The organism is Oribacterium sp. HCP28S3_H8, assembly GCF_052064775.1.
Taxonomy (GTDB): domain Bacteria; phylum Bacillota; class Clostridia; order Lachnospirales; family Lachnospiraceae; genus Oribacterium.
In genome coordinates, this window is sequence record NZ_JBQHUZ010000008.1 from 159,312 (window position 1) to 174,674 (window position 15,363).

Consider the following 15,363-nt stretch of genomic DNA (forward strand, 5'->3'; position numbering starts at 1 on the left):
TTTTCTTGTAATGTACGGATATATTGATAGCAGGAAATAGAAATCGGTAAAAGAAAGGGGATTATAAATATGCCTGTACATGTACTTGAGGAGGCCGAGAGATGTCTCCAGTGCAAGAACCCGAGATGCCGTCAGGGTTGCCCGATTCATACTAATATCCCGGAGATGATCCGGCTCTTTAAAAACAACGAGCTGGAAGTGGCAGCCGGTATGCTTTTTGCTAATAACCCTCTGTCGGTTGTCTGCTCATTGGTATGTGATCATTCCAAGCAGTGTGAGGGACATTGTATCCGTGGTATTAAGGGAGAGCCTGTACACATTTCTTCCATTGAGAATTATATATCGGATTCCTGCTTTGAAAGAATTAAAATCAATATGGCGGAACCTAATGGCATGAAGGCAGCTGTGATTGGTGCTGGTCCTGCGGGGATTACTATTGCGATTATTCTTGCCAGCAAGGGATATAAGGTTACTGTTTTTGAAGCAAGAGATAAGATCGGCGGCATCATGCGATATGGTATCCCTGAGTTCCGTCTGCCGCACAGTATCCTGGACCGCTACTATACCAAGATGAAGGAAATGGGGATTCTCTTCCGTCCTAATTTCACGATTGGCGGTAATATTACGATTGAGGATCTTTTTAAAGATGGATATAAATCGATCTTTATCGGCACAGGCGCCTGGAGACCAAAACGGATGATGATTCCGGGAGAGACCTTTGGTAATGTGCATTATGCTATTAATTATCTCAACAACCCGGATGTGGTAGATCTTGGCAAGTCCGTTGCAATTTTCGGTGCCGGCAATTCTGCTATGGATGTAGCAAGGACAGCGATTCGTAAAGGCTGCCGGGATGTCACAGTGTATGTGCGGAGTGACACGGTTTCCGCCTCACCGGATGAGTATGAGCTTGCCAAACTGGATGGTGTAAAATTTGAGTTCCATAAGACAGCCATTGAAATCAAGGATGAAGGTCCTGTGATCTGTGATACAGAAAAAGATGCAGATGGACATACAATTATCAAGCAGGAAACTGCCAGACTGGTCCCAACTGACAGTGTGGTGATTTCTGTTTCGCAGGTTCCGAGACATCGGCTTGTCGAGCATAGTACAGAGCTTAAGCTCAATGAGCGCGGCAATCTTATGACAGATGAGGAAGGTGAGACGACCATGAAGGGAGTCTTTGCTTCCGGGGATGTTGCAACAGGCGCCAAAACCGTTGTACATGCGGTTAATGACTCCAAAAAAATTGCGGAGGAGATGGACCGCTATATGCAGAGTCTCAAGGATTAAGACAGACTTGCACGCTTGGGATCATTTACAGGATGTGTAGGACATAGCAGAACAACATGAACTACTTCCACAGGACAGACTGTGGGAGCTGCCAGAACAACATATAACAAGATATAACAGAAAGTCAGAACAGGAGAGAAAAATCTTTCACTTTTCTGACTTTTTGCTTATAATGGATTTGCCGGTGCAGAACCGGCGTTGTTTCAGCGTATCTTTTTTATCATCACATTTTTATCATCACATAGAGTCTGGAGCGCAGTCACTGTGATATGGCAAAAGAACTCTTGAAAGGAGTTTTATGCAAGTTACACGTGGCGGTATCATTACAGAACTTTTAAAGGACGTTCAGATTCCCAGGATGTTCCGGGCGCATCAGAGTTTTCCAGCAGAAAAAATTGAGCCGGCAGACATTCCGGCGGTGGTTTTCAGGGAGATGGGACAGGAGGCATTTGCTTCCAAAATCCAGCCGGGCATGCACATCGCCATCACCGCGGGAAGTCGGGGAATACGGAATGTGGATAGTATTACCAGGGCAATCGTTGATTTTGTGAAGTCCCGGGGAGCGGATCCGTTTATTGTACCCGCGATGGGATCTCATGGCGGTGCAACGGCAGAGGGTCAGGTAGAAGTACTGCGAAGCTATAACATTACCGAGGAATCTATGGGATGTCCGATTAAATCCTCGATGGAAGTTGTGGAGCTTGGAAAATCTACCCTTGGAAAAACCGTATATCTCGACAAAAATGCATTCTTATCCGATGGCATTATAGTCTCCTGCCGTCTGAAACCGCATAATGCCTTTAGAGGAAAGGTAGAGTCCGGTCCTTGCAAGATGATGACTGTCGGGCTTGGAAAACAGAAAGGTGCAGCACTGGTTCATGCCGATGGGATGGATCATATTGCGGAAAATATACCGGACATGGCTCAGGTTGTGCTTAATTCCGGCAAAATTCTTTTTGCGATTCCGTGCCTTGAAAATGCGTATGATGAGACCATGAAGATTGAAGCAATCCAGCCTCAAAATATCATTGAACGGGAGTCGGAGCTTCTCAAGCTTGCATTTCAAAATATGCCATCGCTTCTTGTGGGAGAGGGCGATGTGCTGATCGTTGACTGGATCGGCAAAAACTTTTCCGGTTCCGGTGTGGATCCCAATATTACAGGGACATTCTCCACTCCATATGCGCATGGGGGCATCAAGGTGCAGAGATCGGCATTTCTTAATCTTACAGCCGAATCTCATGGCAACGCGCTCGGAACCGGGCTTGCGAGTGCAATCACCAAAAAGATTTTTGATGCGATGGACGTCGAGCAGATGTACGCCAACTGCATCACCAATACTGTTATTTCCTCCTCGTCCATTCCGATTGTACTGGCTACCGATAAGGAAGCCATTCAGTTTTGCATTACGACCTGCAACCGTATTGATAAGACAAATCCACGGATTGTGCGGATTTCCAATTCTCTCCATATCGCTGACATTATGCTGTCGGAAGCGTACTACAAAGATGTGCAGGAAGGAAAATATGCAGGACTCACAGCAACGGGAGGACCGGAGGAGCTTTTATGGGATCAGGAGGAAAATCTGATTACGCCGATCTGCTGATCATGGGTTAAGAGCAGTTAAGACCGGTGCTGCCAAAGATGGTTTCCTGAGTTATAATTATAGAGTATCATAGACCTCGGAGGAAATCTTATGTCAGATCATGAAGCGATTACCGGAACTTTGGCTAAGGCAGCGGATCGGTATGCCATGGAAACGCTTGGCATGAAATCACTTGAACTTATGGAACATGCCAGTGCCAAGGTAGCCGATTATATCATAAAGCACTATGCAGATCAGAAAAATGTCAGCATCAGCATACTCTCGGGGGTCGGAAATAATGGAGCCGATGGTGTATGTGCCGGGAGGATACTGCTTAAGGCGGGATATAAACCCAGGGTCTATATCATCGGTAAACCGGAGAAAGCAAGCTGGGAGATGCTGTATCAGCTCTTTTACTTTACGCAGGCAGGAGGCGAGGTCCGACTTTACTGTGAAGGAGATCCGCTTCCGGATGGAGATATCCTGATTGATGGAATTTTTGGGATAGGGCTGCACCGTCCGATTGAGGGTAATTATCGGAGCTTTATTGCGGAGGCGAATGCACATCCCCATGCTTTTACGCTTGCGATCGATGTGCCATCCGGCATCAATTCGGATACAGGCGAGCTGATGGGTATAGGCATCCAGGCGGATGTTACGATTACATTTGGACGGAATAAAATCGGTATGCTCCGGGATCCGGGCAGAAGCTATGCTGGTGAAGTTCTGGTAGAGGATATCGGCATTCCGGACGAGGTTTATGATAGACTTAAATCTGCCGGGAGATAAATATTCGGACTCGGAAATCAAATTTAGAAACCATGAAATCTGATAAGATACGTTACGACCGGATCTATAAAGTAAGATGGGATCAGATCTGATAAGGTGTGATTCGCGCGGAGCAATCTAGTAGGATGAAGCTTGATTATCTGTGCATAGAAAGGATACAGGATGGCAGAAGTACAGAAACTTAAAATTGGATTTATCGGACTTGGAAACATGGGAGGAGCGATCGCGGAGGGACTGGTCCGCTCCGGCATTTCCGCAGACAAGATCTATGCATGTGCCGGACATTTTGATAAGCTTACGGCAAAATGCAAGGAGCTTGGCACACTTACAGAGCTACATATGGACGCGCATGCTTCTGCCCCAACGGCACACGCCTGTCATGATGCAGCAGAGGTTGCGGATCATACAGATGTGATATTCATTGCTGTAAAGCCGGATAAAATCCCGGAGCTTATCCGTCCGGCAGCGAAGCATTTTAGCGGAAAGCTTGTGATCTCCGTTGCCTGGGGATATACACTGGAGAGATTTCAGAAAGAAAGACTTCTTCCGGAGTCGGCTGAGCTTCTCTGTACTATCCCCAATACTCCGGTATCGATCTGTAAAGGTATTTTTATCGTAGAAAAGGTCAATACTCTGACAGAGCAGAGCAGCAAGCTTGTGGAGGAACTCCTCGGCAGGATTTCACTTTTGATACCGGTAGATACCAGGCTTATGGATATTGGGGGCATTGTCGGAGGATGTGCCCCGGCATTTGTAGACGTCTTTATGGAAGCCATGGCAGATGCTGCTGTCATGTATGGCGTACCGAGAGCTACTGCATACCAGATGGTAGCCAGGATGATGGAAGGCACGGCGGCATTACAGCTTGCAAGCGGCAAGCATCCTGCAGCCATGAAGGATGAGGTCTGCTCGCCAGGCGGATCCACAATCCGTGGCATTGCGTCTCTTGAGGAGCATGGCTTCCGGGGAACGGTCATTGACGCGGTGAAAGCCATAGAGGGCAAGTAAACTGCAAGCTGTCACGATATTCTATAGTTTATTTTTTCAGGGCCTCGATGATCAGATCGAGGTCCTTTTGATAATTTTCCTGCACCGGAACACGGTACAGAGGGATGCCGATTTTTTTAAATAATTTGTTTTTAAAATCATCTATCTGGCGTGCCGTACGATCCTCGTGACTTGCGTCATCCAGCTCGATCGCCAGGAGAATATTGCAGTTAAAGTCACAGATCACAAAATCCACATGGCGGGAACGGATATATCCGCGATAACGGAGATAATCCTGCTTGTCCGTCACATAGCAGAGATCCTCGAGACGCACCTTGGGGCAGATCATATAAGAGCCGGGGATTACGGTCCGGAGTTTACGGAAAAAAGCATATTCCGTATTGGTCAGGAGGTTCTTGGCTGCGTAAGGATAATGATGGATCGGCTTAAACTTCCGCTCTTTATGGAGTTTTCTGATTAAGAGAATCAGAAACAGTAAAAGTACAAGAAGCCATACCGACAGATGGCTTTGGTTTAAATCAGGATTATGTAAAAATTGTTTCAGGTGTTGTAATGTCTGTATCATAGCTGTAGATTCTACCATAAAGCCGTTGCAAAAATCCAGTTGAGAGCTAAGACAAATGACTGTGGTAAAACATGCCGGAAAGCTTACGCCAAATTATTTCCGTTTGCGCTCTCCAGCTCCAGCAGATATCTTTTTTTCTCCAGCCCGCCGGCATATCCGGTCAGGCTTCCGTCTGAACCAAGGACCCGATGGCAAGGCACAATAATGGAAACCGGATTATGTCCGACTGCCCCTCCAACCGCCTGTGCCGACATGTGCGCGACCTCACGCATTGCTGCGATCTGATCAGCGATTTCCCGGTAGCTTCGTGTGCTGCCATAAGGGATCGTCAGGAGGATGGACCAGACCATTTTCTGAAAATCGGTTCCTCTTAAATGAAGCTTCGGAGTAAAGTCCGGGCAGATGCCGCTAAAGTAGAGATCCAGCCAGCGGGAGGTCTCATAAAATACAGGGAAGTCCGATTCCGCTACGTTTCCATTTATGCCAAGAGCAAAGTATTTCTGATCATCAAACCAGAGACCGGTAAGAGCTGTTCCATCGCTTGCCATTGTCATATTGCCAAGCGGCGAAGTGTAGTGATGCAGATAATTCATGATGAGATATCCTTTCTGCAAGAAACCTGGATCAGGTGGATATGACTGCGTTTTTTCTTTTTATAATGTGTAAATCAGACAGACGATTTAGAACTTGTCAACAAATGTCAACAGGTTTTAAACGGATAATGGTTATTAAAAAGCCTTAAGAATGGCTAATAACCGTCATTCTCAAGGCCCTAATTCCGTGGAGAGTACAGGACTCGAACCTGCGACCCCTTGCGTGTGATGCAAATGCTCTACCAGCTGAGCTAACCCTCCAGGCAAATCTTCTAAACAATTGTCAATTCTATCACAAATTTCAGAAATGCCAAGACTTTTCCGGACATCTTTTATCCATTTTTTAACCAGTTGGGGATATGATGCACTTTTCCGGCTCTGAGATATGGAGATTCCGTCGGATATTTTGTTCAGGACAGGCGCCGCCTTTTGTCGCTTAAGACTTGCATGGGCTTCAGGATTCATTTATACTAGCTTCACTATGATATTAAACGTCGCTAATTTAAATAAAACATTTGTCGGTAAGCAGATCCTTAAAGATGTCTGCTTCCATATTGAAGATAAAGAGAAGGCCGCAATTGTGGGGATCAATGGTTCCGGCAAGACGACCCTGATTAAGTGCATCCTTGGCGAGGAGGAACCAGATGACAGCAACACGGTCATTGCGCTTGCCAAAGGGAAAAAGATTGGATATCTTGCGCAGCAGCATGCCGATATGCCCGGCGTGGAGCCGGAGGACCGGGAACTGGATCTGTCAGAGGCCAAGGACCGGGCGCTGAAACAGGAGCTCGATTCCTATAGTGATGATTTTGCCTCTCTCTCCGGTGGACAGAAAACACGGAAACGTCTGGAGGAAATTCTGCTTACCAAGCCGGACCTTCTGATCCTGGATGAGCCGACGAACCATCTTGACATCGAGTCGATTCAATGGTTGGAAAAGGTGCTGAAGCACTATGATGGAGCTGTACTGCTGGTTTCCCATGACCGGTATTTTCTGGATCATGTTGTAAGTAAAATCATTGACCTGGATCATGGCAGAGCCCGGATGTACAAGGGAAATTATTCTGAGTATGCTGCCAAAAAAAAGATGATCCGTGACGCGGAGTTGAAGGCATATCTGAATCAGCAGGAGGAGCTTCAGCATCAGCAGGCGGTTATTGACAAGCTGAAGCAGTTTAATCGTGAAAAGTCTATCAAAAGGGCAGAATCCCGTGAAAAAGCGCTTGCCAAGATCGAGCGTCTGGATAAGCCAGAGGAAATCGACAATGAAATGCGGCTTGCTCTTACTCCGAGTGTTCAGTCAGGAAATGATGTACTCTCGGTGAAGGGGCTGTCCAAGTCCTTTGGCGACAAAACCTTGTTTACAGATATCAGCTTTGAGATCAAGCGCGGCGAGCATGTTGCCATTATCGGTGCAAACGGTACCGGCAAGACCACGATGCTCAAAATCTTAAACAGGCTGGAGGATGCCAGCGCAGGGGAGTTCCGTCTGGGAACCAATGTTGAGATCGGATATTACGATCAGGAGCATGCGGTGCTGCACATGGATAAGACAATTTTTGATGAGATCCAGGATGATTATCCGTATCTCAACAATACCAAGGTCAGGAATGTCCTCGCCGCGTTCCTGTTCCGGGGAGACGATGTTTATAAAAGGATCGGGGATCTCTCCGGAGGAGAGCAGGGTCGAGTATCCCTCGCCAAGCTGATGCTGTCCAATGCCAATTTCCTGATTTTGGATGAGCCAACCAATCACCTTGATATTCAAGGACGGGAAGTGCTGGAGGATGCCATCAATCAATATGAGGGCACGGTCCTGTATGTTTCGCATGACCGGTATTTTATTAACCGTACTGCTACGCGGATCCTGGAGCTTTTTGAAAACCGTTTTGATAATTACATCGGAAACTACGATTACTATCTTAGTAAAAAAGATGATGTACGGCGTTACGGCGGTTCGGTTTTGGATGCGAATGCTTCGTCCCAGCGGAAGCGCGAGTCCTCGATTCCAAATCCGGAACTGAAGTCCTCACAGAAAACCGACTGGGAGCTGCAGAAGGAATACAAGAAGGAGCTTCAGAAGCTGGAACGGGATTTAAAGTCCATAGAGCAGGAAATTCAGAAGCTAGAAGCCCGCAATCAGGAGCTCGATGATGAATACCAGAATCCTGACATTGCAGCAGACGTCGGGAAGCTTATGCAGCTTCATAAAGAGCATGAAGCTAACGATGACCGTCTCTCAGATCTCTATGAAAGCTGGGAAAGTACTTCCGAGCGTCTCGAGGAGCTGCGGCAGCAGGACCCGTCTCAGAGCGAATGATCGAGTAATATATTTAAGATTTATTTATAAGAGTGAGAATTTACTTAATAGAGGATGTCACACGATGATATGCTCCCTTCCAAGCAGGACAAGATTTTTATTATTTCTCTTGTCTACCTAGAAGGGAGCATATCATATTCTTACAGCAGTTCTCGGCCAATGGCTTCACATACTTGTACTGTGCATACGTATTATTTACTATATAGGATTCCTTTATGATCGAGCGCATGTACGTTATATTTCCGGATCAGATCTGCCAGTACAAGCTCCGGTACGGTGAGATAGTCGTCCTTTCGGAATGCAACGCAGGTGGTCCAGGCAGGAAAGGGTTCACAGTGGAAATAGCGGATTGGGGCAGACAGATCCATGTACGCCTGTGGAAAAAACGCGGAGGCAATCTGCTGTCGTACCATGGCAAGACGAGTGGCGGAATCCTGTGTCTTAAAAAGTACCGGAGGAGTGATGCCGGCAGTGCGGAGCATCTCCTGCTCCATATCATAGCCCCTCGTAACTTCCGTGCTCAGTATAAACGGACTGTCTGCAAGCTTTCGGAGATCCAGTGTCGGGAGTGGCGCAGTGGGAGATGAGAGAGGCAGAACATCTCTGACCATCGGGTGAGATGCGGGCACACCCAGGATATACTCCTCCCTGGCACCTTTAATGTAAGAAAACAACGGATTTCGATTGTCAGACCGGTAAGAAAGACATGCGAGATCCACCTCCCGGTTTTCCAATAAGGTTTCCATCTCTTTGTTTCTTGCTTCTTTTATTCTAAATACAATATGCGGATACAGGAGATGAAATACCGGAAAAATGGTCTGAAACATGCGGGAACCCCGTTCCGGTGTGTATGTTATGGAGATTTCTCCTGTTTTTTCATGTGAGATGTCACTGATTCTTTTATAGGTCTGGTCACGGATCGAAAGGATGCGATGTGCATTTTCGAGATAGATCCTGCCGGCCATCGTTGGAACCATGCTTCGTTTCACGCGGTCAAACAAAGACACCCCAAGCTCCTTTTCCAGATGCAGAAGCTGCTGATTAAGAGCGGACTGTGTAATGTAAAGCCTGTCTGCGGCTTTTGAAATCGAACCTTCCTTCTCGATCATTACGATATTTTCAATCTGCTTCAGATCCATAACGATATCCTCCTGTGAAATCAAAATATCTAAGACATCATCTTAAAAACTATAAGTTGAATTAAGATCATCCTCAGTATATAGTTTTGATAAATCGTTGACAAGATGGTTCAGGAGGAAAAAACAATGGCTTTTAGATGTACAAAAGCACCGAAGGATCCGGTAGCGACGCTTGCATATCACCCTTGGGATATGGCAATTGATGCTTTTCAGGTTTCACCGAGAACCTGGTATGTTTCAGGACAGACCTGGGTAGGCGCTTACCTTATTGAGACAAGTGAGGGATGCATCCTGATTGATACTGCAATCCCGGAGAGCGCTTACATGCTGGTAAACGGTATTTATCAGTCAGGTCACAAGCCTTCGGATATCAAAAAAATTCTTTTAAGTCATGCGCATTTTGACCATTGCGGAGCAGCGGCTCTGATGCAGCATCTAACTGGAGCAGAGCTTTGGATGTCCAAGGAGGATTGGGAGTTTTATCAAAAGGTGCCGGAGGAGACACTGGTTCTGGATAAGGATTCGCATCCACAGGATTTTAAGGTAGATCATTTTTACAGCGATGATACTCCGGTCACATTGGGAGATATTTCGATCCGCACAATGCTTACACCAGGACATACGATTGGATGTACCAGCTTTTTCTGGGAGGAAGTAAATCCGGCGGACGGTAAGACCTACACAGTTGCAATGCATGGCGGTGTCGGAGCCAACACAATGAATGATCAGTACTATAGCACCAGCAAGATGCTGACACCGGCGCTTCGCGACCGTTTCTTTGCGGATGAAGCAAAGCTCGAGGCGATGCATGTGGATATTGCGCTGCCAAGTCATCCCAACCAGATAGAAATCGTGGATCGTGCGGGTCAGTATACCAACGAAAACAACATCTACTATGATGAAACCGTTTGGGCTGATTTTATCAGAGAGAGAGTTCGTCAGGTCAAAGCTTTGATGTAATGATGGGGGCAACCGCTTAAAACTTTGAATGAAACAGCTGTGGAGAATCGTGTTTCAGCAGATCGGATTAAAATCCGAAGAAACGTCTGGAAATCATTCAAAAATACGTCAGAAAATAAAAGTAAATAAATCATCTGGAAAGAATTAAAGATGATTATGTAAAAGGGGTAAAGTATGTCACAGTTAACAATCGTGCTGCTCATCACGTTATTTATGATGGTGATGTTTATCTGGCACAAGGTACCATTTGGTGTTACAACGATGCTCTGCTGTCTGCTGCTTGCTATGACAGGAGTGGTAGAGCTTAACAAGGCATTTACGGGATTTGGTAACAAGACGGTTGTCCTGATTGCACCGATCCTGGCATTGAGCTCTGTCCTTACTAAGACAGCTCTTGTGGGTAAGATTTCCGGGCTTTTAAATGGACTGAAGGGCAAAGGAGGTATCCTCCTGATCCTGGCATTTTATGGCGTTGCAGCCATCTTTTCACAGTTTGTGCCATCTACAGCGGCACTTGCAATCCTGGTTGTATTTCTTACGACTCTTGATAACAGTGGCGAGATTACAGCGCATCGGCTGATCCTTCCGCTTCTTGGAGTTATGGTTGCATGGAAGTTCCGCCTGCCGGTTGGACTGGGTGCGACAACATTCGCAACGCTTAATGGTTTCTATGAAGGCATTGTCAACAATCCGGATTATATGCTGACGCTGCTTGATCCGTTTAAGTTTGCGATTATTCCGATGATCGTACTTACACTGTACTGCGTTTTTTGCTGGAAGCTGATGCCTAAGGATGAAGCAGTTGGAGCAGGTGTTGATACGTCCAAGCTTAAAAAGGGCAAGGAAGTGGAGCTGCTCCCGGAGGGTAAGCAGAAGATCGTTTATGTAGTATTTGTAGCTGTTATGCTTTGCCTGATTTTTAATAAAGTGACCGGACAGTTTATGTATCTGGCACCTGCTGCTGGTGTGATTATCCTGATTTTTGCAGGATGTATTACAGCGCAGGAAGCAGCAAAGGATATGACGGTTGACATGATCTGGATGCTTGCAGGTGTTCTGATTGTGGCGGATGCGATCGGTTCCTCCGGCGCGGCGGATGTCATCGGTAACTTTATCTTAAAGATCATTGGAGAGAATCCAAGTGCGCTTAAGGTTAATCTGATTTTTTCTGCGGCAACGGTTATTATGACGACTTTCATTTCCAACATGGGTACACAATCGGTGCTGATTCCGATCGCGGCTTCTGTAGCGCTTGCTGCAGGCTGGGATCCGAGAGGGCTTGTACTCATCATCGGAACGGCAAACTATTTTGCAGTAGCATTCCCATCTGGATCTGGTGAATGTGCCGTTGCCTTTGCGGCAGGCGAGTATAACCCGGGCAAGGTGCTGAAGTTTACACTACCGTACATGATTCTGGCGATTCTTTCATGTACCATATCTGCAACTTTATTGTACCCTATTGGATAATCTCAGTACAAAGACCGCAACACAAACGGATAAAACTGAAAAAACTTAAGTAACAATCCATAAAAAATCCGGGGCGCCATTCTGTGCCCCGGATTTTTGTGTGTTATACTAAGCACATGGAAACATAAGGATGTAAAAGAAAACTGTGGAACTTTTGTCTAAGAAAACAGATTTTTATCATTATTTATGTCGCAGGTCAAGGCGGCGGATTGGAGAGTGTTATGGAGATCAAAAAAGGAAAGCTTGTGATGGAACTACTTGTGGAGACCTATCCGGACCGGATTGTGGAGATGGACAGTGAACTTGGACATGTCAAAATGATTCCGTTTGGAGGTACGGTGCAGAGTGATCTCTTTAACGGAATCATAGAGCCCTGCGGAGTAGATACTCAGGTCACAAACCAGGCGGGAGTGCGGCACATGTCGGCGCGTTACATGCTGACCGGGAAGGACAGCGATGGTCAGGACTGTCACATCTATCTGGAAAACAATGCGTACTTTACCAACGGAGAACGTCCCAAACCTTGGATCAGTGCACCGGCATTTATTACGGATTCTGCAAAATTGGTTCCGTACCTTCATCGTAACCAGTTTATCGGAGAGGGAATGCGTGAGGAGGACGGGTACCTGCATATCCGCTATTATGAAATTTTACATGAAGTAAAGGCGTGAGAAGTTCACGTCTTTACTTCCCGTGATTCCAGTATTCATTCACCAGTTGGATAAAATCCTTTGCTGCGTTACTGAGATATGAGTTTTTCTGGTAGGTGACGCAGACCTTCCAGGTGGGATGGAAGGGGAGACGGTAAAACTTGACACCCTTGGGATGCTTTTTAACATAATGATACGGGATCAGACCACAGGCAAGACGCGCACGGATCATGGAGAGGATGGTCGTATTGCTGGAGGTTTCAAAAAGAACCGTCGGGGCAAAGCCTGCGTCCCGGAAAATCTGGTCCACCAGCTTCCGGATGGTAGACTCCTTGTACATCATGACAAAAGGCTCATATTGAACAAGTGAGAGCGGGATAACCGGATAGGGATCATTCCCGCTTAAAAATTTAGGATCAATAGGGTACTCCTCCGGAAGTGCCAGATATATTTCCTCACGGAACAAGTCAATATACTCATCAATGGTACGCTGCTGGTCTGTGAGAGTGACAAAACCAATATCCAGCTCACCTCTCCGGATTTCATCCTGCTGCTGCCGGACACTAAGCTCTCTGGGCTCGATGGTAAACTCCGGATAGAGATCGTGAAATCGCGGATAAACGTATGCAAACATATCTGAACCACGTCCAGGAGTCATCCCGACAGAGAGATAGCCTTTATGGGTGTTTACCATATCCGCGATCATCGTATAGGTCTTCTGTTTGATCCGAAGCATCTCCCGCGCGTTTTCCACATAGACCTTACCTTCCGGCGTAAGCGTCCATTCGGACTTGCTTCTTACAAAAAGGGGCGCGCCAAGTTCTTTTTCCAGCTTCTGCAGTTGCTGGGAAAGAGCAGACTGCGTGATAAACAGCTTTTCCGCAGCTTTGGTGACAGAACCCTCGTCTGCAATTTTAAGGATATATTCGATCTGTTTGGTATCCATACAATCTTTATTCTAAAATTCTATTACCGTACTGAAGGTTTCTAGTTAAAAGTTTCTATTTCATTAAATGTTTCTATGCGAATATTTCTATGCGAATGTTTCCGCGTATTGGTTTCGTGCTATGAAACAGTCAATTAGATTCACTTATAAAAGCGTAATATTAATTAATTTTACTTAATCATTGTAGCGCTCTATAATAAATACATCAAGCAGGAAAATGAATATTCTATTGAGTAGTATTTATGGAGGGAACAATGGCTAATAAGCTTTGTATCCGTATTACGGATAAAGATAATGTCGCAATCGCGATCCATGACCTTCAGAAGGGGACAGAGGTGATGCCCGGCGTCGTTACGGCGACGGATATTCCACAGGCGCATAAAATTGCGCTGATGGACCTGCCCAAGGGCTCCGAGGTCATCCGCTATGGGGTAGTACTGGGGACGACATCCGAGGATATCCCCAAGGGCGGCTGGATCAATGAAAAAAATCTCATCATGGCACCGGCTCCGGATCTTGATAAGATGGAATTTGCCACCAATATCCGTACGGATCTGCCAAAACCTAAGAGAACCACCTGGATGGGGTATCGCAACCCGAGAGGAGGCTATGCGGGGACAAGAAATATTCTGGGTATCAACACTACCGTGCAGTGTGTCGCCGGTGTGCTGAATGTTGCAATCCAGAGAATCAAGCGGGAGATTCTGCCTAAATATCCTCATGTGGATGATGTGGTGGCAATCAACCATCCGTATGGCTGCGGTGTGGCGATTGATGCGCCGGATGCGTACATTCCACAAAAGATTTTGAGAAACATTGCCATGCATCCGAATTTTGGTGGTGTGTTTATGCTGGTTTCTCTGGGATGTGAGAAATTCACCACAGATCGTTTCTGTGAGTGGTGGCCTGAACTCAATACTCCGGAAAATGTCATTGTCCTCCAGCAGTACAAAGGATATCAGGCGATGATGGATGCCATCTGTGAAATGGCGGAAAAGAAGCTTAAGATTTTGAATGAAAGAAGACGGGAGGAGCTTCCCCTCTCGGATCTTCTTGTCGGCATGCAGTGTGGTGGTTCAGATGCGTTTTCCGGCATCACTGCCAATCCGACAGCCGGGTATGCTGCGGATCTGCTGGTCGCAGGCGGTGGTACCGCAATGTTTTCCGAGGTTACTGAGGTGAGGGATGGCGTGCAGTTTATTGCGCATCGCTGCATCAATGAGGAAGTTGGCAAGCGTCTTGTAGAGGAAATGAAATGGTACGACAATTATCTCCGTAAGGGCGGAGTGGATCGTGGTGCCAATACGACTCCTGGCAACAAAAAAGGAGGTCTTTCCAATATCATCGAGAAATCCATGGGATCCATTGCAAAATCCGGATCATCTCCGATTGTAGAGGTACTGTCTCCGGGAGACCGTCCGACAAAGCATGGGGAGATTTTTGCGGCTACACCGGCATCGGATCTTGTCTGCGGCCCGTCCCAGCTTGCTTCCGGTATGGGTCTTGAAGTGTTTATGACCGGACGAGGCACTCCATACGGTCTTGCTGCGGCACCGGTGATCAAGCTATGCTCAAGAAATGAAATGAAAGAGCAGTGGCCGGATATTATTGACTTTAATGCAGGTCCTGCAGCCGTCGGAGATAAAACGATTGCGGAGCAGGGAGAAGAATTATTTGATTTTATCCTGGATGTAGCTTCCGGCATAAAGAAACCATATACAGAGCAGTATGGCTTTGCCAATGATCTCTGCGTCTTTAATCCGGCGCCCATTACCTGATGGACTTGCGGATATTTATAAGCAAGGGGATTGAGACGTAAACAGCGCGTATATGCAGCTATGGTGCGTATATGTGATTGACATAATCATAATGTCATAAATGGGTAAAGCTGGACAGCTGCATTTCATAGATAGTGCAGGCAGCAGAATACGATAAAGTCTCAATTGTAATCCGAGATTCCATACCCACTATCTCGGATGAGTATTACAAGTTAATAATTATAGGCGTAAGAGAGGGGTATGGATTCTCTCTTACAAACATGCGAGACC

At 46.4% G+C, this 15,363-nt stretch carries 13 protein-coding genes and 1 tRNA gene; 9 read left to right on the top strand and 5 right to left on the bottom strand.

Features of this window, described 5'->3' with window-relative positions:
• Window positions 1-69: 69 nt before the first annotated feature.
• From ACTNEN_RS10695 to proC, 4 genes are all read left to right on the top strand, one after another.
• A complete protein-coding gene (locus tag ACTNEN_RS10695) occupies window positions 70-1,293 on the top strand; it encodes an NAD(P)-dependent oxidoreductase (protein WP_441206399.1) in 1,224 nt (407 codons plus the stop codon).
• Window positions 1,294-1,591: 298 nt separating this feature from the next.
• Window positions 1,592-2,899, top strand: coding sequence for a DUF362 domain-containing protein (locus tag ACTNEN_RS10700; protein ID WP_441206400.1), 1,308 nt, complete (start codon window positions 1,592-1,594; stop codon window positions 2,897-2,899).
• Window positions 2,900-2,989: 90 nt separating this feature from the next.
• Window positions 2,990-3,667, top strand: coding sequence for an NAD(P)H-hydrate epimerase (locus ACTNEN_RS10705; RefSeq protein WP_441206401.1), 678 nt, complete (start codon window positions 2,990-2,992; stop codon window positions 3,665-3,667).
• Between the two features lie 162 nt (window positions 3,668-3,829).
• Window positions 3,830-4,675 carry a pyrroline-5-carboxylate reductase gene (proC, locus tag ACTNEN_RS10710; RefSeq protein WP_441206403.1) on the top strand — a complete coding sequence of 282 codons (846 nt, stop codon included), beginning with the start codon at window positions 3,830-3,832 and terminating at the stop codon, window positions 4,673-4,675.
• Between the two features lie 28 nt (window positions 4,676-4,703).
• Here proC and ACTNEN_RS10715 read toward each other — a convergent pair whose 3' ends face one another.
• The 3 genes from ACTNEN_RS10715 to ACTNEN_RS10725 form a co-directional block, all read right to left on the bottom strand.
• Window positions 4,704-5,240 (bottom strand): DUF2726 domain-containing protein, encoded by a 537-nt coding sequence (locus ACTNEN_RS10715; RefSeq protein WP_441206405.1) that lies wholly within the window; start codon window positions 5,238-5,240, stop codon window positions 4,704-4,706.
• 83 nt (window positions 5,241-5,323) lie between these two features.
• Window positions 5,324-5,833, bottom strand: a complete 510-nt coding sequence (locus ACTNEN_RS10720) for a methylated-DNA--[protein]-cysteine S-methyltransferase (RefSeq protein WP_441206407.1) — start codon at window positions 5,831-5,833, stop codon at window positions 5,324-5,326.
• 188 nt (window positions 5,834-6,021) lie between these two features.
• A tRNA-Val gene (locus ACTNEN_RS10725) sits at window positions 6,022-6,094 on the bottom strand.
• Window positions 6,095-6,314: 220 nt separating this feature from the next.
• Between ACTNEN_RS10725 and ACTNEN_RS10730 the strand changes: the two genes are divergently transcribed.
• Entirely contained in the window at window positions 6,315-8,153 is a 1,839-nt protein-coding gene (locus ACTNEN_RS10730) for an ABC-F family ATP-binding cassette domain-containing protein (RefSeq protein ID WP_441206408.1), read from the top strand.
• 191 nt (window positions 8,154-8,344) lie between these two features.
• On the opposite strand, the gene ACTNEN_RS10735 is transcribed toward ACTNEN_RS10730, so the two are convergent.
• On the bottom strand, window positions 8,345-9,292 hold the full coding sequence (locus ACTNEN_RS10735; protein WP_441206410.1) for a LysR family transcriptional regulator: 948 nt from the start codon (window positions 9,290-9,292) through the stop codon (window positions 8,345-8,347).
• A 126-nt stretch (window positions 9,293-9,418) separates the two neighbouring features.
• Between ACTNEN_RS10735 and ACTNEN_RS10740 the strand changes: the two genes are divergently transcribed.
• The 3 genes from ACTNEN_RS10740 (at window position 9,419) to ACTNEN_RS10750 (ending at window position 12,390) form a co-directional block, all read left to right on the top strand.
• Entirely contained in the window at window positions 9,419-10,252 is an 834-nt protein-coding gene (locus tag ACTNEN_RS10740) for an MBL fold metallo-hydrolase (protein ID WP_441206411.1), read from the top strand.
• A 174-nt stretch (window positions 10,253-10,426) separates the two neighbouring features.
• Window positions 10,427-11,719 carry an SLC13 family permease gene (locus ACTNEN_RS10745; RefSeq protein WP_441206412.1) on the top strand — a complete coding sequence of 431 codons (1,293 nt, stop codon included), beginning with the start codon at window positions 10,427-10,429 and terminating at the stop codon, window positions 11,717-11,719.
• 221 nt (window positions 11,720-11,940) lie between these two features.
• Window positions 11,941-12,390: a DUF3237 family protein gene (locus tag ACTNEN_RS10750; protein WP_441206414.1), complete on the top strand. Its 450-nt coding sequence runs from the start codon at window positions 11,941-11,943 to the stop codon at window positions 12,388-12,390.
• 13 nt (window positions 12,391-12,403) lie between these two features.
• On the opposite strand, the gene ACTNEN_RS10755 is transcribed toward ACTNEN_RS10750, so the two are convergent.
• Window positions 12,404-13,315 carry a LysR family transcriptional regulator gene (locus ACTNEN_RS10755; RefSeq protein WP_441206415.1) on the bottom strand — a complete coding sequence of 304 codons (912 nt, stop codon included), beginning with the start codon at window positions 13,313-13,315 and terminating at the stop codon, window positions 12,404-12,406.
• A 254-nt stretch (window positions 13,316-13,569) separates the two neighbouring features.
• On the opposite strand from ACTNEN_RS10755, the gene ACTNEN_RS10760 reads away from it, so the two are divergent.
• Window positions 13,570-15,093, top strand: a complete 1,524-nt coding sequence (locus ACTNEN_RS10760) for a UxaA family hydrolase (RefSeq protein WP_441206417.1) — start codon at window positions 13,570-13,572, stop codon at window positions 15,091-15,093.
• The last annotated feature ends 270 nt before the right edge of the window (window positions 15,094-15,363 follow it).